Annotated in this window: 16 protein-coding genes and 1 pseudogene; 7 read left to right on the top strand and 10 right to left on the bottom strand. The window is 73.0% G+C overall.

The window, feature by feature from the left end; all coding sequences use genetic code 11:
* Positions 1 to 186 precede the first annotated feature (186 nt).
* Both ACIPK4_RS31965 and ACIPK4_RS31960 read left to right on the top strand, forming a co-directional pair.
* Complete coding sequence (locus tag ACIPK4_RS31965) at positions 187 to 972, top strand: hypothetical protein (RefSeq protein ID WP_402319397.1); 786 nt, start codon at positions 187 to 189, stop codon at positions 970 to 972.
* A gap of 94 nt (positions 973 to 1,066) precedes the next feature.
* A complete protein-coding gene (locus ACIPK4_RS31960) occupies positions 1,067 to 1,558 on the top strand; it encodes a glutathione peroxidase (protein ID WP_402319183.1) in 492 nt (163 codons plus the stop codon).
* Positions 1,559 to 1,883: 325 nt separating this feature from the next.
* Here ACIPK4_RS31960 and ACIPK4_RS31955 read toward each other — a convergent pair whose 3' ends face one another.
* Both ACIPK4_RS31955 and ACIPK4_RS31950 read right to left on the bottom strand, forming a co-directional pair.
* Positions 1,884 to 3,572 carry an AMP-binding protein gene (locus tag ACIPK4_RS31955; RefSeq protein ID WP_402319180.1) on the bottom strand — a complete coding sequence of 563 codons (1,689 nt, stop codon included), beginning with the start codon at positions 3,570 to 3,572 and terminating at the stop codon, positions 1,884 to 1,886.
* Positions 3,573 to 3,617: 45 nt separating this feature from the next.
* Complete coding sequence (locus ACIPK4_RS31950; RefSeq protein WP_402319177.1) at positions 3,618 to 4,790, bottom strand: winged helix DNA-binding domain-containing protein; 1,173 nt, start codon at positions 4,788 to 4,790, stop codon at positions 3,618 to 3,620.
* Between the two features lie 78 nt (positions 4,791 to 4,868).
* On the opposite strand from ACIPK4_RS31950, the gene ACIPK4_RS31945 reads away from it, so the two are divergent.
* From ACIPK4_RS31945 to ACIPK4_RS31935, 3 genes are all read left to right on the top strand, one after another.
* Positions 4,869 to 6,032 carry a magnesium and cobalt transport protein CorA gene (locus tag ACIPK4_RS31945; RefSeq protein ID WP_054226587.1) on the top strand — a complete coding sequence of 388 codons (1,164 nt, stop codon included), beginning with the start codon at positions 4,869 to 4,871 and terminating at the stop codon, positions 6,030 to 6,032.
* Between the two features lie 204 nt (positions 6,033 to 6,236).
* Entirely contained in the window at positions 6,237 to 6,398 is a 162-nt protein-coding gene (locus tag ACIPK4_RS31940) for a hypothetical protein (RefSeq protein ID WP_402319174.1), read from the top strand.
* Positions 6,399 to 6,457: 59 nt separating this feature from the next.
* Positions 6,458 to 7,699 carry an erythromycin esterase family protein gene (locus tag ACIPK4_RS31935; RefSeq protein ID WP_402319171.1) on the top strand — a complete coding sequence of 414 codons (1,242 nt, stop codon included), beginning with the start codon at positions 6,458 to 6,460 and terminating at the stop codon, positions 7,697 to 7,699.
* Between the two features lie 7 nt (positions 7,700 to 7,706).
* Here ACIPK4_RS31935 and ACIPK4_RS31930 read toward each other — a convergent pair whose 3' ends face one another.
* Entirely contained in the window at positions 7,707 to 8,240 is a 534-nt protein-coding gene (locus ACIPK4_RS31930) for a hypothetical protein (protein WP_402319168.1), read from the bottom strand.
* Positions 8,241 to 8,624: 384 nt separating this feature from the next.
* Between ACIPK4_RS31930 and ACIPK4_RS31925 the strand changes: the two are divergent.
* A pseudogene (locus tag ACIPK4_RS31925) lies at positions 8,625 to 8,809 on the top strand (CorA family divalent cation transporter); the annotation flags it as partial.
* Between the two features lie 136 nt (positions 8,810 to 8,945).
* Here ACIPK4_RS31925 and ACIPK4_RS31920 read toward each other — a convergent pair.
* The 5 genes from ACIPK4_RS31920 to tsaD form a co-directional block, all read right to left on the bottom strand.
* Complete coding sequence (locus tag ACIPK4_RS31920; protein ID WP_402319165.1) at positions 8,946 to 9,536, bottom strand: DUF421 domain-containing protein; 591 nt, start codon at positions 9,534 to 9,536, stop codon at positions 8,946 to 8,948.
* Between the two features lie 97 nt (positions 9,537 to 9,633).
* Positions 9,634 to 10,470: a serine protease gene (locus ACIPK4_RS31915; RefSeq protein WP_402319162.1), complete on the bottom strand. Its 837-nt coding sequence runs from the start codon at positions 10,468 to 10,470 to the stop codon at positions 9,634 to 9,636.
* Positions 10,471 to 10,615: 145 nt separating this feature from the next.
* Entirely contained in the window at positions 10,616 to 11,395 is a 780-nt protein-coding gene (locus ACIPK4_RS31910; protein ID WP_402319160.1) for a tyrosine-protein phosphatase, read from the bottom strand.
* Positions 11,396 to 11,434: 39 nt separating this feature from the next.
* Positions 11,435 to 12,103 carry an O-methyltransferase gene (locus ACIPK4_RS31905; protein ID WP_402319157.1) on the bottom strand — a complete coding sequence of 223 codons (669 nt, stop codon included), beginning with the start codon at positions 12,101 to 12,103 and terminating at the stop codon, positions 11,435 to 11,437.
* Positions 12,104 to 12,284: 181 nt separating this feature from the next.
* Positions 12,285 to 13,355: a tRNA (adenosine(37)-N6)-threonylcarbamoyltransferase complex transferase subunit TsaD gene (gene tsaD, locus ACIPK4_RS31900; RefSeq protein ID WP_402319154.1), complete on the bottom strand. Its 1,071-nt coding sequence runs from the start codon at positions 13,353 to 13,355 to the stop codon at positions 12,285 to 12,287.
* A 407-nt stretch (positions 13,356 to 13,762) separates the two neighbouring features.
* Between tsaD and ACIPK4_RS31895 the strand changes: the two genes are divergently transcribed.
* The gene (locus ACIPK4_RS31895; protein ID WP_402319151.1) at positions 13,763 to 14,809 is read left to right on the top strand and encodes a trypsin-like serine peptidase; all 1,047 of its coding nucleotides are present in this window, start codon (positions 13,763 to 13,765) and stop codon (positions 14,807 to 14,809) included.
* A gap of 2 nt (positions 14,810 to 14,811) precedes the next feature.
* Here the strand turns inward: ACIPK4_RS31895 and ACIPK4_RS31890 are convergent, their stop codons facing one another.
* Entirely contained in the window at positions 14,812 to 16,227 is a 1,416-nt protein-coding gene (locus ACIPK4_RS31890) for an FAD-dependent oxidoreductase (protein WP_402319148.1), read from the bottom strand.
* A gap of 272 nt (positions 16,228 to 16,499) precedes the next feature.
* Positions 16,500 to 17,432 (bottom strand): oxidoreductase, encoded by a 933-nt coding sequence (locus ACIPK4_RS31885; protein ID WP_402319145.1) that lies wholly within the window; start codon positions 17,430 to 17,432, stop codon positions 16,500 to 16,502.
* Positions 17,433 to 17,493: the final 61 nt, after the last annotated feature.

The following is a 17,493-nucleotide window of genomic DNA, read 5'->3' as shown; positions in this document are numbered from 1 at the left end:
GCACGGCGACGGAGGGGGCCGACACTCATGGCGGACGCGGTACCGGTGCGCTGCCCGGCGTGCCTGCGCGAGAACGACTACGCGGCCCCGGTCTTCCCCTGTGCCTGCGGGAGCCCGGTCACCCCGCCCCTGGACCTGGAGTCGCCGCCCCTGCCGCTGACGCACCGCACCTGGTCGGACGCGTGGGTGGCGGTGCGGTGCGCGGCCTGCGCACGGGTGAGCGAGTGGCCGCACCCCGAGCTGGGCTGCGCCTCCTGCGGGACGGTGGCGCGGATCGCGGTGCACCCGCTGGAGCCGGAGCCGGGAACCGGGGCACCGCAGCCGGAGGGACTGCTTCGGCGTCCCGGTGTACGGGGTGCGGGGCCGGGGCCGACGCCGGCCGTACGGGGACCTGCGGGAGCGGAGGACGGCGGCGGGTCCGGAGCGGCGGGGCCGGCGGGGCCCACGGGTCCGGGGGGTCCGTCGGGTTCGGCGGGGCCAGCGGGGTCTGCGGGGCATGGGGGACTTCAGGGGCCTGGGGGACCCGGGGGGCCTCGGGGGCCCGGCGGATCGGCTTCGGCGGGGGCTTCGTCAGGGCCCGTGGCTCGGCCCGCGTTCCGTCCGATGACCATCCGTACCGCCCGCGACGCGGTGTCCACGGCCGCCCTGTACCTGCGGTGGCTCGGCTTCCGGGACGTCCGGCAGCCCGATGCGCGGCCGATCCCCTCGACGGCCGTGGACCTGAGGGCCCCCGGGCTGGTGGCACAAGTGGACCCGACGACCGCCCCGGCCGGGCTGCGGGCCGTGGAGTGCGTCTGGCTGAACGGCCTGACGGCCTCCGCGACCAGCGTCTACTTCGCGCTGGCCGGTTACACCCAGGAGGCCCGCTCCCGCGCGGACGACCTCGGGATACCGCTGTTCGTCATGGACCTCACCGGCGTGCCGCAGCCGGTCAACGACCCGGCGGAGGCGCTGGTGGGGGCGGGGGCGTAGGGGGCGGCGCGGGCCGGAACGTAGGCTCGGAACAAACGTCCGCACACGTGGGTTGCGGTCTGCTGTCTGCCCTTTTCCTGCCGAGGAGCGCCCGATGAGCCTGTACGACATCCCGCTGACCACCCTGTCCGACGAGCCGACCAGCCTGGCGGCCCACAAGGGCAAGGCGATCCTGCTGGTGAACACCGCCTCGCAGTGCGGTCTCACCCCGCAGTACTCGGGACTGGCCCGGCTGCAGTTCACGTACGAGGACAAGGGCTTCACCGTCATCGGCGTGCCCTGCAACCAGTTCGGCGGGCAGGAGCCCGGCACCGCCGACGACATCGCGACCTTCTGTGCGACCGGCTTCGGCGTGACCTTCCCGATGCTGGAGAAGACCGAGGTCAACGGCGAGAACCGGCACCCGCTCTACCAGGAGCTGGTGAAGACCGCGTACGCCGACGGCGAGGCGGGCGGCGACATCCAGTGGAACTTCGAGAAGTTCCTGATCTCCCCCGCCGGCGAGGTCGTGGCGCGCTTCCGGCCGACCGTCGAGCCCGAGTCCGCCGAGCTCGTCGCCGCGATCGAGGCTCAGCTCCCGGCGTAACGGCACGCGGGGCGGCCCGTCGTAACGGCACTCGGGGCGACCCGTACGAGGAAGCGCGCGACCGCACCGTACGGGCCGGGCCCCCGCGCGGCACCACCCCGGGCCGCGCCACCACACCGGGCCGCGGCCCCACGCCGGGCCGCCCGCGCAGCACCACGCCGGGCCCCCGCGCGGAACCGTGCCGGGCCGCCCTTGCGGCAGACCCGGATGCGGGCGGCACCCGGGCCGACGCTCGGACCGCCCGCCCCGGCCCTTGCGGTGCGGGGCGGTTGCGGCGCGGGGCGGCGCGACGGACGTCATCCGGCCCATGGCCGGATGCCGTCCGTCAGCCGAGCTCGGCCTCGTCGTACTCCGCCCCCGAACCGGCCGCGGTGAGCTCCCGCAGCTCCACCCGGCGGATCTTGCCGGACACGGTCTTCGGCAGCTCCGCGAACTCGATGCGGCGGATCCGCTTGTACGGGGCGAGCACCGCGCGGGAGTGCGCGAACAACACCCGGGCGGTCTCCGGCCCGGGCTCCCACCCGGCGGCGAGCGCGATGTACGCCTTCGGCACGGCCAGCCGCAGCGGGTCGGGCGCCGGGACGACGGCGGCCTCGGCGACGGCCTCGTGCTCCAGCAGCGCGCTCTCCAGCTCGAACGGGCTGATCTTGTAGTCGGAGGCCTTGAAGACGTCGTCCGAACGCCCGACGTAGGTGAGGTACCCGGCCTCGTCGCGGGAGGCGATGTCGCCGGTGCGGTAGAGCCCGTCCGCCATGGCCTCGGCGGTGCGCTCGGGGTCGTCCCGGTAGCCGGTCATCACGCCGGCGGGCCGCGGCCGCAGGTCGACGCAGAGCTCGCCCTCGTCGGGGGACTCCTTGCCGGTGACGGGGTCGATCAGCACGATCTCGTACCCGGGCGCCGGGCGCCCCATCGAGCCGGGCTTGACGGGAGCCCCCGGGAAGTTGCCGATCTGGAGGGTGGTCTCGGTCTGGCCGAAGCCGTCGCGGATGGTGACGCCCCAGGCCTCGCGGACCTTCTCGATGACCTCCGGATTGAGCGGCTCGCCCGCGGCGACCGCCTCGCGCGGGGGCGTGCGGAGCTTGGTGAGGTCGGACTGGATCAGCATCCGCCACACGGTGGGCGGGGCGCAGAAGGTGGTCACGCCGTGCCGGTCCATCTCCGCCATCAGCCGCTCGGCGTCGAAGCGGGTGTAGTTGTGGACGAACACGGTGGCGCCGGCGTTCCACGGGGCGAAGAGGTTGGACCAGGCGTGCTTGGCCCAGCCGGGCGAGGCGATGTTCAGGTGCACGTCGCCCGGGCGCAGCCCGATCCAGTACATGGTGGAGAGGTGCCCGATGGGGTACGAGGCGTGCGTGTGCTCGACGAGCTTGGGGTGCGCGGTGGTCCCGGAGGTGAAGTACAGCATCAGCGGGTCGCTGGCCAGGGTCTCGCCGTCGGGCGTGAAGTGGGCGTCGGCCGCGTACATGTCCTCCAGCCGCCGCCATCCGGTGGGGACGTCGGTTCCGGCGGCGATCCGGGTGTAGGCGCCGGGAACCTCGTCGAACTTGCCGGTGTCCCCGGCGCGCACGACGACGTGCCGTACGCGGCCGCGTTCGATGCGGTCACGCAGGTCGGCCGGGCCGAGCAGCGGGGTGGCGGGGATGACGACGGCGCGCAGCTTCATCGCGCCGAGCATGACCTCCCACAGCTCGCGCTGGTTGCCGAGCATGACCAGGACACGGTCGCCTGCCGCGACCCCCTGGTCGCGCAGCCAGTTGGCGGCGGAGTCCGACCGCACGGACAGCTCGGCGAAGGAGACGGACCGGCTGGTGCCGTCCTCCTCGACGATGCGCAGGGCGTCGGCGGCGTTCCCGGCGGCGATGTGGTCGAACCAGTCGAGGGCCCAGTTGAAGCGCTCGGGCCGCGGCCAGGTGAATCCGGCGTGGGCGGCTTCGTAGTCCCCGCGGCGTTCGAGCAGGAAATCGCGTACGGCCAGGAACTCGGCGGTGGCGCTCTCGGCGAAGTTGTGCGTCATGGAAGGCATCGTGCCGTGCCCGCCGTACGGGCCACCAGAGCGGCGTCAGCCTCGGATTGACCCGAAGCGCACGCGGCCGCGGGCGCCCGGCTCCCCCATGCCGGCGATCAACCGCTCCCCCTCGGCGACGATCTCGTCCCTCTGCGACTTCGACGGCTCGTCGAACAGCTCGACGGTGAGCGTCCCCTCCGCCAGCCGCCACAGCCCGCCGAGGAAACCGTCCACGAGGAGGGTGCAGTGGGCCTGGTTTCCCGTCCAGGAGCGCCCTTTGGCCTCGGGGGCGATCACCCGGGTGCGGTCGGCGTGCGAGAGCAGCAGGTTGTCGAACTCCGGGAGGAAGCGGGGCGGGGCCGGCGTGCCGGGGTCGGGCCGGGGCGCGTCGGGCAGGTCGAAGAGCTCGACGCCGTTCTCGTCGCGGAAGACGGCCAACCGCGGGCGCAGCCGCGCGAAGGCCTCCCCCAGCCGGGTCAGCCCGGCCCAGACCTGCATGTCCTTGACGGAGGCGGGACCGAAGGCGCCGAGGTAGCGCAGGACGGCGTCGTCGAGGGCCTGCGCCTGCGCTTGCGCCTGCTCCCGCTCCCGCTCCTGCCCCTGCGCCTGCTCCTGCTCCTGCTCCTGTGGGGCGGCGGCCGGGCCGAGCCACTTCTCCAGCGTCGTGAGCCGTACCTGCCCGCTGCGCCCCCAGACCCCCCGCGGCGTGACCTGCACGAGCGGCAGCCGGCAGCGCGCGGCGACGGACAGGGCCTGCGGATCGGCGTCCGGCCAGTACGCCAGCAGCTCCTCCCGGATCTCGCCCATGGTGCGGGGGCCGGCCTCGACGAAGGCGCGGGCGAGCTCGCCCAGCCGCTCCAGGTCCACCCCGACGAGGCCCCTGCGGAAGTGGCCGACCTCCCGGTCCCGGGCCCCCTGCACCAGCGGGCGCAAGGTCAGCGCGTCCTGCGCGGTATGGGTGTGGATGGTGGACCGCATGGTGACCATCCGGACCACCCGCCGGGACTCCATCAGTTCCGCGAGCTCGGCGGGCCGGAACCCGGCGAGCCGGGCGTGCAGCTGGAAGTAGGGCGGTTTCACGTTCTGCGCCTGGAGTCCGAGCAGGTGCGCGACGGCGTCCTCTGCGGACATCGCGGCGCGGCTCAGGAGCAGCTGGCGGGCGAGCGTGGCACGGTTGAGGGAACGGGTACCGAGTACGGGATCGTCGTGCGTCGTCCTGGAGGCCATGACAGCACGCTATCCCCGGTTGCGGACACCCCCTGTCCGCAACTCGTCCTTCCACATTCGACCGGGAGCTGACCTGCGATGCCGGAGCGCCGAGACCGCCGCCCCTCACCGTCCGGGAAGCGCCCGGGATGGCGCCGGCCCACGCCCCCGTCCGCCACACCGCCCGCCGCACCACCGGCCGGCCCCCGGCCGGCGCCGGCTCCGGCCGCAGCCCCGGACCACCGCAGCGTGATCGACTCGGCCGTCTACCGCGACGGCCGGCGCATCGCCTCCCCCGCCACCCTCGCCGAGACCTTCCGCCGGCTGCGCGAACAGCCCGACGGCATGGCCTGGATCGGCCTGCACCGCCCCACCGGGCCGGAGCTCCGCTCCCTCGCCGCCGAGTTCAACCTCCACGAGCTCGCCGTGGAGGACGCCCTCGAAGCCCACCAGCGCCCCAAGCTGGAGCGCTACGGCGAGACCCTCTTCGTCGTCCTGCGCGCGGCGCGCTACCTCGACGCCCCGGAGGAGGTCGAGTTCGGCGAGCTGCACGTCTTCGTCGGCCCGGACTTCCTGATCACGGTCCGCCACGGCGCCGCCCCGGACCTCTCCGCGGTCCGCCGCCGCATGGAGGAATCCCCGGAGCTCCTCTCCCTGGGCCCGGAGGCCGCCCTGTACGCGATCCTCGACGCGGTGGTCGACGGGTACGCCCCGGTCGTCGAGGGAGTCCAGAACGACATGGACGAGATCGAGACGGAGGTCTTCCGCGGCGACCCGGAGGTCTCCCGCCGCATCTACGAACTCTCCCGCGAAATGGTCGAGTTCCAGCGCGCCACCCGCCCCCTGGTCGGCATGCTCCACGCCCTGATGGCCGGCTTCGCGAAGTACGGCACGGACGAGGAACTCCAGCGCTACCTCCGCGACGTCGCCGACCACGTCACCCACACCAGCGAACGCGTGGACGGCTTCCGCCAGGCCCTGACGGAGATCCTGACGGTCAACGCGACCCTGGTCTCGCAACAACAGAACGCCGAAATGCGAGCCCTGGCCGAAGCCGGCTTCGAACAGAACGAGGAGATCAAAAAAATCTCCAGCTGGGCCGCCATCCTCTTCGCGCCCACCCTGGTGGGCACGATCTACGGCATGAACTTCGCCAGCATGCCCGAACTGCGCTGGCACTACGGCTACCCCTTCGCCATCCTCCTGATGGCAGTGGTCTGCGTCAGCCTGTACATCATCTTCAAGAAGCGCGACTGGCTGTAGCGATCCACCGCACGAACTTGATCGACTTAGTGCAAGCGAATCTCGGATCACGCCCAGAGGCCCCGTGGGGAGAATCTGGGGAGAATGCGTGGCACCAGGGAGTGAGCCGCACTCCTCCCACCTGCTCCCCCACGCCCTCCGTTCGCCTGAGCTTCGCGCTGGGAAGCCGTACGGCTTCTCAGCTGGGCCTGCAATGCTTCTCGGATGACCAGCAAGACCAGGGGGCAGCGCAGCAGGGTCAAACCCTCCCTTGTCGTCAACGTCGCGGGCGTGTATTCCGAGCATGGCCGACCGGACGCCGTACGGGACCTCCAGGAGATCCTCGCGGCCTGCCGGGAAGCGACGAACCGACCCATGAACGGGTGAGAGAGGCCGGGGCACGACCGCGTGCCGTCCTCCCGCACGCGGTGAAGAGAGGCAGGACGGTGCCCGACGACATCGCCCGATGGCTGAACGAGCACGCCAACCCGTTGAGCACCCTGACCCCCGGCGCGCCGGTGGAGGACCTGAAACCCCTGGGCGAGGCACTGCGGGGGACACGGATCGTCGGGCTGGGGGAATCCAGCCACGGCACGGGCGAGTTCTTCCGGCTGAAGCACCGCATCGTGGAGTTCCTGGTCCGTGAGGAGGGGTTCACCACCCTCGCCATGGAGGCCAGCCAGTCCGCCGCCCGCGCGCTCGACGCGTACGTCCGGTACGGCACGGGCGCCCCCGAACGGCTCGTCGCCCGGCTGGGTTTCTGGACCTGGCGCACCCGAGAGATGGTCGACCTCGTCGAGTGGCTGCGCGCCCACAACCACGACCTGCCCGAAGAGCGCCGGGTCCGCTTCGTGGGAACGGACCCCCAGCTCTGCACCGACTCGGTTGAGGCCGTCGCCGCGTTTCTGCGCCGGACGGCGCCCGATCAGGCCGGGCGCATGGGCGCCCTGGACGTACTGGCCCGGGCCCGCCCGGGCTCGCTTCCGGACCCGGACAAGGCCCTGTTGCGGCGCGCCGAGGAGATCGCCAGCCTCGTCGCGGACCACGCCGGGCGGTCGGATACCCGCGACGACGCCGACGAGGCTCTGGAACACGCGCGGATCCTGGTCCGCGCCGCCGACCTGGTGACCCGGCCCTTCGCCGCCTCGGTCGGCGAGGAGGGCGTGTTAGCCGCGCGGGACCGTTACATGGCCGAGGCCGTCGCACGGCTCGTGGACGACGATCCCGAGGCGCGCGTCATGGTCTGGGCGCACAACGGGCACATCGCGAAGGGCACGTACGGGGAAGGAGTGCCGGCCCTCGGCAGCCGTCTGCGCGAACGGTACGGCAACGCCTACTACGCGCTGGCCCTCCTCTTCGGCAAGGGCTCCTTCCTCGCCCGCCGTGGCAACGACCTTCAGCGGCCGCCGGCGCGCCACCGCATCGGCACCGGCCTCCGCTCCCTGGAGGCCAGACTCACGCACGCCGTACCCGGCGACTACTACGCGGACCTCCGCGCCGCGGGTTCCTCCGCCGACGCCGAGCCCTGGCTGCACGCCCCGCACGCGCAGCGCAGCTTCGGCGCCAACGTCCAACGCTTCCTCTACCGCTTGAACACCGCCCCGCTCATCCCCGCCGAGGACTACGACGGCATCGCGTTCGTAGCACGCTCGACCTGCTCCCACCTGCTGCCCCCGGCGGAGGACTGAGGTTCTCTCACGGCCACAGGTCGAGCGCGGCGTTCAGAGTGAGCTGCCACATCGGTTCGGCACCGGTGCCGAATGCCGCAGCGAGCCCGTACCCCACGGACGTGTCGTACGGGTCCCTGGCACGCTCGGACTCGCCCGCCGCCTCCCAGTCGGCCGACACGCGCCCCTCGCCGCTCGATGTGAAGACGCCGAGCAGCCGCTCGTCCCGCAGCAGCCTGCTGGTACCGAGGGTGTCCGGAACCAGAAGATAGCTGCACTCCCGCGCCCCTGAGACGACCTCGACCCGGTACGAGCGCCGGGTCAGGAATCCCTTGGACGGCCGCAGGGTCTCCTCTGCACCGTCGACGAGCAGAGTGAGGTGCTCGGGGTCGCGCGTCCCGATCGGCACGTGGCTCTCCGGCACGGTGTGCGGGGCCCGCCGGATCTCGACCGGCGGCAGACCGTCCCCGCTCACGACCAGTGTCCCGGCCTCGTGGTCGAGTTCGATCCTGACCGCGCCGAAGAGCGGATCGTCGGCGGGCACGTACGCGTACGGATTCATCGGGACCCTCGCCTCCTGTTCATCCTGGTGATCGTCTTCCGCCAGTCTCGTCCGGACGCCGAGGGCCGGTTCTTTTTCCGGCCAGAGGCGGGCCTAGCCACCAGGTACCGCCAGGCGAACGGCGGCCACCTGCTCCTGCCTCGCTGCCACTACGTCGCGTAGCCGGTCACGCCAGGGATCGCGGTCCCGACCAGCGGCGATCCGTCTTCAGAGGCAGCCGCGACTGGGGAGAATCCGGGGAGAATGAAGCCGTGTTGGGGAGCGGCTGGGGAGGATCGGCCGCATAAACGGGCAGCACAGCGAAAGAGCCGGAAAGGCCGATCGTCGCAGGCCGGACCGTCCGTTCGGGCGATTTCCGCAGGTCAGTGGCTTGAGGGTGACGACTTCAAGAAGATCTCGTCGTGGGCGGCCATCCTCTTCGCGCCCACCCTGGTGGGCACGATCTACGGCATGAACTTCGCCAGCATGCCCGACTGCGCTGGCACTACGGCTACCCCTTCGCCATCCTCCTGATGGCAGTGGTCTGCGTCAGCCTGTACGTCATCTTCACAAAGCGCGACTGGCTGTAGCCGGCGCGGACGGGCCGTTGTCCGAGGCGGCAGCCCGGGAGTTCGCCGGCTTCGACGACAGCGTCATGGGACTCTTCCGCTGAAGCGGAGCAGGCAGGCGGCGGCCGACCGCGGTCCTGGAAGACCCGTGGGCTCGTCAGGGGAGTTTGGCGGTCAGGGCGTCGAGTCTTCGGGTGAGGGTGGCCAGGGTGGCCTGGAGGGCGGCGACGTCCTGCTTGTCCGCCGACTGTTGCGGTTCCGCCAGCTGGACCACCAGGGTGCCGCTCGGTTCGAGGGTGACCTCCGTGGTTTCCGTGACGTCGTCGCCGCCCTGGTGGCGGACCGCCGCGTCCAGGTCGGCGACCCGCAGGCCGTTGCGGCGGATCACCGGGGTGAGCCACTGGCCGTCGCGGGCGAGGGTGGTCGGGGTGCCCTCCAGGAGGCGGCCCAGCCATTCGTAGCGGGCGGCCAGGCGGTCCATCAGCGCGTTCACCGCGAGCAGCACGGCGGCCCCGAAGGCCGCGCCGGCGACCGAGTTGTCCGGGCCGATCACCGCGTTCTGCACGACGTTGGCCAGCAGCAGCATGACCACCAGGTCGAAGGTGCTCAGCTGCGCGAGCTGGCGCTTGCCGACCAGCCGGAGCAGCACCAGGATCAGCACGTACACCACGATGGTGCGCAGCGCCTTCTCCAGGTACGGGATGTCGCTGTGCAGGAGCGGGGTCAGGGCATCGTGAGCGGATCGCACCGGTCAACGCTGGCACAGGGTGGGAGAGCGCGCACCTGCGACCCGCCGTGGCCGCCCGCCCCGTCGAGCGGGCGGCCCGTGCCGTTCAGGCCTCGTGCTACGGCTTCGGCAGGGTGCAGCCCGGGCGGTTCAGGTCGATCTTGTTGCCCGCGCCGATGCAGGGGACGATGATGTACGTCTCCTGCGCGTAGTTGATGCCCTGGCGGACGGTGACCTTTCCGGTCTCGTCCACCTCGCACGGGTTGTTGTCCGTGCAGCGCTGGCCGTCCTCATTGCCCGTGTTGTTGACGGCGACGACCTTGCCCGTCGTCGTGTCGATCACCGGGGAGCCCGAAGTGCCGCCGATGGTGTTGCAGGACGAGGTGTAGCGGACCGAGTCCTTCCAGGTCCACTCGCCCTCCTTGAGGCGGTACGCGAACCCGTCGACGTTGCAGCTGTACGTACGCTTCCAGTACCCCGACACGACCTTGATCGCGGTGCCCTGCACCGGGTGCGCGTCGTTGAGCGTGAGTGCGCTGATGCCGTACTGGCTCTGGATCTGCGCGTACGTCTTGGTCAGCTGGTAGATCGAGATGTCCGTGTCGGTCATCGTCGCGTACGCGACCTTGCTCGCGCGCAGCGTCGCGACGCGCGAGCCCGATGCGCTGAGCAGCGAGAACGAGCGGCTGGACGCCTGGTCCGTGACGACCTCGCCGGGCCCGGGGAAGCCGGTCTCCAGGCAGTGCCCGTTTGAGAGGACGAGCGCGGGGTCGGTCGGCTGGGAGCCGGGGGCGCGGACGACGGAACCGGAGCAGTTGCTGAGCGCGACGGTGCCCGCATAGTTCACGGCGACGGCCGGGGCGGCTTTGTCCTGGGGTGCGGACGCCACGGCCGGGGCCGCCGCCGCTCCTATCAGGAACAGCGAGAGCGCGGCGCCCGCAAGAGGCCTGTTCATGTGGGGCATGTGGGGCATGTGGGGGTTCCCCTCTTGTATGACGATGCAACCGAAGATCCTCCGGTTGTCATGCGCATTGTTGGGATACCCGCCTCAACTGACAAGAGTGCACGCCCGGTTCACTCTCGTCACATTCCGGCCATGATCAGCGCAGCAGGCGCTCCCGCAGCCGGTCCGCCGTCCCGGGCGTGATCCCCACCCGGTCGGCGAGGTAGCCGGCGGCGGAGCCATAGCGCGTGGTCAGGTCGGCGAGGACGAGGGACATGACCGTCGCCGGGGCCCGGCCGTACGCGGGCCAGCGCATGGTGCGGCCCGGGTTGGCGGTGTGCCAGTCGGCCTTCAGGCGGGCCGTGGCCAGCTCGGTGAGCGCGAAATCGGCCAGGATCTCCTCCTCGGACACATCGAGGAGGGTCAGGACGAATGCCGCGATCAGACCGGTGCGGTCCTTGCCGGAGGTGCAGTGGAAGACCGCCGGGCCGGGACCGGCGGCGATGAGCTCGATGGCCCGGCGGATCTCCTCGACGCCGTCCTCGGCCACCTCGGCGAACCGGTCGGCCAGGTACCGCCAGGGGTCGACGCCGGGGTCGATCGCGGCCTGGTCGTACGGGCGGTGCTCGATGCTGAGGTTGGCGTACGTGAACCGCCCGGGCTCCGGGACGCGGCCCTTGGCCTCGATCTCCCACGGGTAACGCAGATCGATGACGGTCCGTATGCCGAGGCCGAGGAAGCGGTCCCAGTCGCCGCCCGCGAGCTTGCCGAGGGAGTCCGCCCGGTAGAGCGCCCCCCAGGCGACGGTACGGCCGTCGGCGGAGCGGTAACCGCCCAGGTCACGGAAGTTGTGCAGTCGTTCGAAGGTGACGTGGCGCAGGTGCGGGTGGCTGTGCGGGTGGCTGTGCGGGTGGCTGTGCGCGTGCGTCTCGGGCAACTGGGGCTCCTCGGAGTGCGGTTGTCGCCCCAGGATGCCTCAGTGCTTGCGCGCGAGCGTGAGGCCGTCCGCGATCGGGAGCATCACCGACTCCATCCGGCGGTCGGCCCGCACGTGCGCGTTGAACTCCCGGATGGCCAGGCCGTTCCCGCGGGCATCAGCGCGCACCGCCTCTCCCCCGTACAGGACGTTGTCGGCGAGAAGCAGCCCGCCCGGCCGCAGGCGCGGCACGAGCTCGTCCCAGTAGGCGCGGTAGCCGGGCTTGTCGGCGTCCAGGAAGGCCAGGTCGATCACCGGGTCCTGCGGGAGCGCTCGGAGCGTCTCCAGCGCCGGGGCGATCGCGAGGTCGATCCGGTCGTCGACCCCGGCCGCCTTCCACGCATCCTGCGCGATCGCCGTCCACTCCTCGGAGACGTCGCAGGTCAGGACCCGCCCGCCGGCGGCCAGTCCGGCGGCGAGGGCCAGGGTGGAGTAGCCGGTGAAGGTGCCGACCTCGACGATCCGGCGGGCGCCGGCCGTCTTCGCCAGCAGCGTGAGGAAGACGCCCTGCTCGTGCGGGATCTGCATCTGCGCCGGTCCGCCGAGCTCGCTCGTGCGCGCGATCAGCCGCTCCTGGACGGGGCTCGGCGGTTCGGCCTGCGCCACCAGGTACCCGTACACCTCGGCGGTGAGGTGCACCGTCTTCACGCCGTCCCCGGTCCTGCTCATGCCGTACGCCCCTCGCGAGTCCGGTACGCGACCCCGCGCGCCGGGGCCGTCCGGCTGCCCAACGACCCGGCCCCCGCAACGGCAACGGCAACGGCAACGGCAACGGCCGATGCCCGCAACGGCAGCTCGTTCTTCGACCGGCCCCGACCGCTGCGCCGACCGGCCGCGGTCGAGGCGGAGCTCAGCCCGCCGTCGGGTGGAGCGTCGCGTACTCCAGCGGGGCCGACGGGTCGATCGTCAGCCCGTGCCGCGGGGCGGGCTCCGCGCCGGCGCGCACCAGCAGGTCTCCGACCGCCGCGATCATCGCCCCGTTGTCCGTGCACAACGTCATCGGCGGGACCCGCAATTCGATCCCCGCCGAGGCGCAGCGCCGCTCGGCCAGGGCCCGCACCCGCGAGTTGGCGGCCACGCCGCCGACCACCACCAGCGTCTTCACGTCGTACTCCCTGCAGGCCGCGACCGCCTTGCGGGTCAGCACGTCGGCCACCGCCTCCTGGAGCGAGGCCGCGCCGTCGGCGACCGGGAGCCGCTCCCCGCGCTGCCGGTGGCCCTCGGCCCAGCGGGCCGCGGCCGTCTTCAGCCCCGAGAAGGAGAAGGCGTACGCGTACGGGTCCTGCCCGCGCGGCCCGCCGGTCAGCGGGCGGGGGAAGGTGACGGCCTTCGGGTTGCCGCCGCGGGCGGCCCGGTCGATGGCCGGGCCACCCGGGTACGGCAGGCCGAACACCCGGGCCACCTTGTCGAAGCACTCCCCGGCGGCGTCGTCCAGGGTGTCCCCGAGGTGCAGGATCGGCTCGCGCACGAGGTCCCGTACGAGCAGCAGCGAGGTGTGCCCGCCGGAGACGACCAGCACCACGCACGGTTCGGGCAGCGGCCCGTGCTCCAGGGTGTCGGCGGCGACGTGCCCGGCCAGGTGGTGGACCCCGTACAGCGGGACGTCCAGCGCGTACGCGAGGGTCTTCGCCCCGGCCAGGCCGACCTGGAGTGCGCCGGAGAGGCCGGGCCCGGTGGTGACGGCCACCGCGTCGAGCTGGTCGGCGCGCAGCCCTGCCTGGTCGAGGGCCCGGTGGACCACCGGGTTGAAGGCGTGCAGATGGGCGCGGGCGGCGATCTCCGGGACGACTCCGCCGAAGCGGGCGTGCTCGTCCATGCTCGACGCGACGACGTGTGCGAGGAGGCGGCCGCCCTGCACGATGCCGGCCCCCGTCTCGTCGCAGGAGGACTCGATGCCGAGCACCACCGGAGAAACAGCCATCAGACCCGCACACCCGACCCTTATTGCGAATAGTTCGCAATAAGGGTACTGGCCGCGCGGGACCACCCGGTCCCGGGCCTGGGCCTCCGTCGGGTGGACGCCGTCGACGGCGGGCGCCACGCCGTGGGCGTCGGTGACGATCGGCAGGTAGTGGTTGCGGTCGTACCCAGACCGTGTCGATCGAGCCGCCCGCGTACGCGCTGGCGTCCCCGTCGAAGACCACGAACCAGGGGCGCAGCGCGGCGTCGGCGTAGCGGGCGCGCGGGTCGCCGGCCGCCGCCGCGTGCACGGCGGGGGCAGAAGGGGCGTCCCGGCTGTGAGGACGGACACGTCGCCCAGCCGGAACTCCCGTCGCCGCGCCGCCGTAGAACAGGGAGCCGATCGGGGTTTCAGGGCGGGAGTACCGGATGTTCAGCAGGGTTCGCGGACGGGCCGTAAAGGTCTGCCTGCTCGTCGGCGTGTGCTGCGTGGTGCTCGCCGGCGGCGCCGGGGTCCTGTGGGAACTGAGGGGCGCCGTGGCGAACTCCGCGGACGGGGATCCCGGGCGGGGGAGCTACGTACAGGACCCCGGGGCGGCCGATCGCGCGGCGGCTGCCGTGCTGGACGGCCCGGCGCGGGAGGGTCCCCCGCCGCAGCCTTCGACGCAGGAAGCGGCGGCGGGGGTTCCGGTACGGCGGGACCCCGCGCCGGGTCCCGCCGTACCGGGCCCGACCGCGCAGGGCACGAGCGGCCCCCCGACCGACGTGCACTGGCGGTCGGGCGGCTGGCAGCCCTCCGATCCGCTGGTCGCGCGGCCCGCCGCCGCGGAACCCGCGACCGGGGCGCTGTTCTCGCCCGGCGAGGACGGGGACGGGGACCACCACTGCTCGGCGGGCGTGGTCCACTCCCCCGGCGGCGATCTGGTCGTCACCGCCGCGCACTGCGTGTACCGCGGGAGCCTGGGCTTCCGGACGAACCTCGCCTTCGTCCCCGGCTACCGGGACGGCAGGGCCCCGTACGGGGTCTGGGTGCCCACGCGGATCGACGTGGACCCCCGCTGGACCGAGGACCAGGATCCCGACCACGACGTGGCCTTCCTCCGGGTGCGCCGGCCGGGCCACCCCGGCGAGCGGCTGGAGGACTCCACCGGGGCCCGGACGATCCGGTTCGGACCCGAACTGCCGGCTCCGGCCCGGGTCGTGGGATATCCCAACGACACCGAGCACCCGGTGGAGTGCTTCAACACCGCCCGTGCCGCGGGGCCCGCGCAACTGCGGCTGGATTGCGCGGACGTACCCGACGGCACGAGCGGTGGTCCGGTGCTGACCGACGGACACACCCTGATCGGGGTGGTCGGCGGCCGCGACGGGGGCGGCGACGAGAAGACCTCGTACAGCAGTTACTTCGACGACGCCGTGCGCGCCCTGTACGAGCGTGCCGTGGCCGCCCGCCAGGGTCCGGTCCGGGCGGGCTGAGCCTATGCGCCGGAGTCCGGCGGTGCGTGGTGGTGCGGCGGGTAGGCGGCGGTCTCCGGGACCGTCGGGAGCCGCCACTTGGACAGGACCCGGATCACCGTCCCCGGGCTGAGCAGGGTGGTCGGCGAGGCCGACAGGGACAGCACGCCGAAGAACGGCCGGGAGATCTCCGGGTCGGCGTTGGCGCCCACGATCACCCTGGCCATGTAAGCCTGGAGGACCTTGGCCGTCTGGTCGGGCGGCGGCCCCTCGGTCCCCGGATACCGCATGTCCTCGCTGGTGGCGATCTGCCAGGCCACCTCCGCGGCGCCGGCCGTGCGCCGCTGGATGCGTCGGGCGGCCGCGGCGATCTCACGGGGTGCCAGGCCGCGGATGGCGCCGGCCAGTGCGTCCGCCGCGAGGGCGGCCACCGTCATGCCGTGCCCGTACACGGGGTTGAACCGGCAGGCGGCGTCGCCGAGGACGACGAATCCGGCCGGCCAGCGGTCGAGGCGTTCGTAGTGGCGCCATTCGTTCGCGGTGCTGCGGAAACCCGTCGGCGAGGAGAGCGGTTTGGCGTCACGCAGGACGTCGTGGAGTGCCGGGGTGCGCAGGGTCCGGGTGTATTCCAGGAACTCCTCGTCTCCGGTCGGCGGGGCGTGTTCGCCGTTGCCGATCAGGGTCGCCAGCCAGCGGCCGTCGTCGAGGGGCACCAGCACGCCCCCGCGCGGGCTGTCCGGCCGGCCCTGGACGTACATGCCCTGCCAGCGGCGGGCCGGGTCCGGCGGGATCTCGTAGTAGCGGCTGGAATAGCCGAGGTGGGAGTCGTAGCGGGTGGTCGCCGGGGCCGGGTGGCCGAGTGCGGCGAGCCAGGCCGGGGCGCGGGAGGTCCGCCCCGTGGCGTCGACCACGAAGCGTGCGGACAGGGGGCCGCCCTCGCGCAGCCGCACCCCGGTGACGGAGCGGCCGTCGGCTCCGGCGACGAGCCCGGTCGCCGCCGATCCGGAGCGGATGCGGATGCGCTCGTCGCGCAGCACCTCCCGGCGGACCGTCCAGTCGATGAGCTCCCGGCTGCCGACGAGGATCCGGGAGCCCGGAACGGGGTGGAACCAGTCGGCCGGGCTCAGCCACAGGAAGTCGCGCGGGGACTCCAGGAGCGCCGCGCCGGCCGCCAGCAGCTCCCGGGTGACTCCGGGAAGCAGCCCCTCCATCACTTCCAGGCCCCGCGACCACAGCACGTGCACGTGCCGGGACTGTGGCACACCGGGCCGGAAGGCCGGTCCGGTGTCCTCCAGTTCGTCACGCTCCACCACGGTCACGCGCGCGAACCGCTGGGCGAGTGCCCGCGCCGCCAGCAGCCCCGCCAGGCCTGCGCCGAGGACCACCGCGTGATCGTGGGCTTCGTGGGCTTCTGGGTGGTTGTCCGTGTCGTCGTCCATGGCGCCGAGTCTGCCGCGACGCCCGCCCGCGGATCAGGTGCCGCCCGGGGCGCCCCGAGGCACCCCGGGGGCGGACGGGCTCACGGCGGGGCGCCCGGACGACGACGACGTCCGGACGGCGGCACGCGGAACCCCGCACGGCCGGCCTGGACGGCCTGGACGGCCTGGACGGCTTGGACGGCTTGGACCGCCTGGACGGCCCAGGGGTCAGGGCCCGTGCCCGGGGGCCCGGGGCCCGGGGGCCAGGGGCCGGGGGCCCGCGCCGGTCGCGCTCAGTTCGCGGGGAACCCGTACGGGACGGACGTGAGCTTCTCCGAGGCGGCCCAGAGCCGTTCGCCGGACGCGTCGTCCAGGGTCCACTTCGCCCGCCAGGAGGGGGCGGGCGCCCCGCGCCAGCCGAGCCGCGGCCCGAAGAACGCGTCGGGCCGCACCCCCGGCGCGGTGGCCGCGTACAGGGTGGGCAGCGCCCCGGCGGCCGCGGACTGGGCGAGGACGGCGGCGCCGAGGCCCATCAGCCGCGACATGGGCCGGTGGCCCTCCTGGCGGGAGGCCCCGGCGTGCAGGTTCGTCGAGGCGTAGCCGGGGTGCGCGGCGGCGGCGACGATCCCGGAGCCGGCGGCCCCCAGCCGCCTGGCCAGCTCGTGGGTGAAGAGCAGGTTGGCGGTCTTGGAGCGGCCGTACGCGATCCAGCGTCGGTAGCCGTGCTCGCCGTTGAGGTCGTCGTGGTCGACGTCGCCGAGGGCGTGGAACCCGCTGGAGACGGTGACGACGCGGGCCCCGGGGGCGGCGGCCAGCAGCTGCGGCAGGAGCAGCCCGGTCAGGGCGAAGTGGCCGAGGTGGTTGACGCCGAACTGGGTCTCGAACCCGTCGGCGGTCCGCCCGTACGGCAGCGCCATCACGCCGGCGTTGTTCACCAGCAGGTCCAGGGAGTCGTGGCGCCGCCCGTACGCCTGCGCGAACTCCCGTACGGAGCCCAGGTCAGCCAGGTCCAGCGGGGCGAACTCCGCCTCGGCGTCGGGGACTTCAGCGCGCAGTCGCACCACCGCGGCCCGGCCGCGTGCCGCGCTGCGGCAGGCCAGCACCACCTGTGCGCCGTGCCGGGCGAGCTCCCGGGCGGCCGCGTAGCCGATACCGCTGTTGGCACCCGTGACGACTGCGGTGCGGCCGCTCTGGTCGGGGATGTTCTGGGCGTTCCAGCCGGGCATCTGAGCTCCCTCGTGACGGTGGGACGGCGTTGGGCGGCGGTGGGACGGCGTTGGGCGGCGG

The organism is Streptomyces sp. NPDC086989 (assembly GCF_044745505.1).
Classification (GTDB): Bacteria; Actinomycetota; Actinomycetes; order Streptomycetales; family Streptomycetaceae; genus Streptomyces.
The sequence above is the reverse complement of the archived record's forward strand: the minus strand, read 5'-3'. Positions and strand labels throughout refer to the sequence as shown.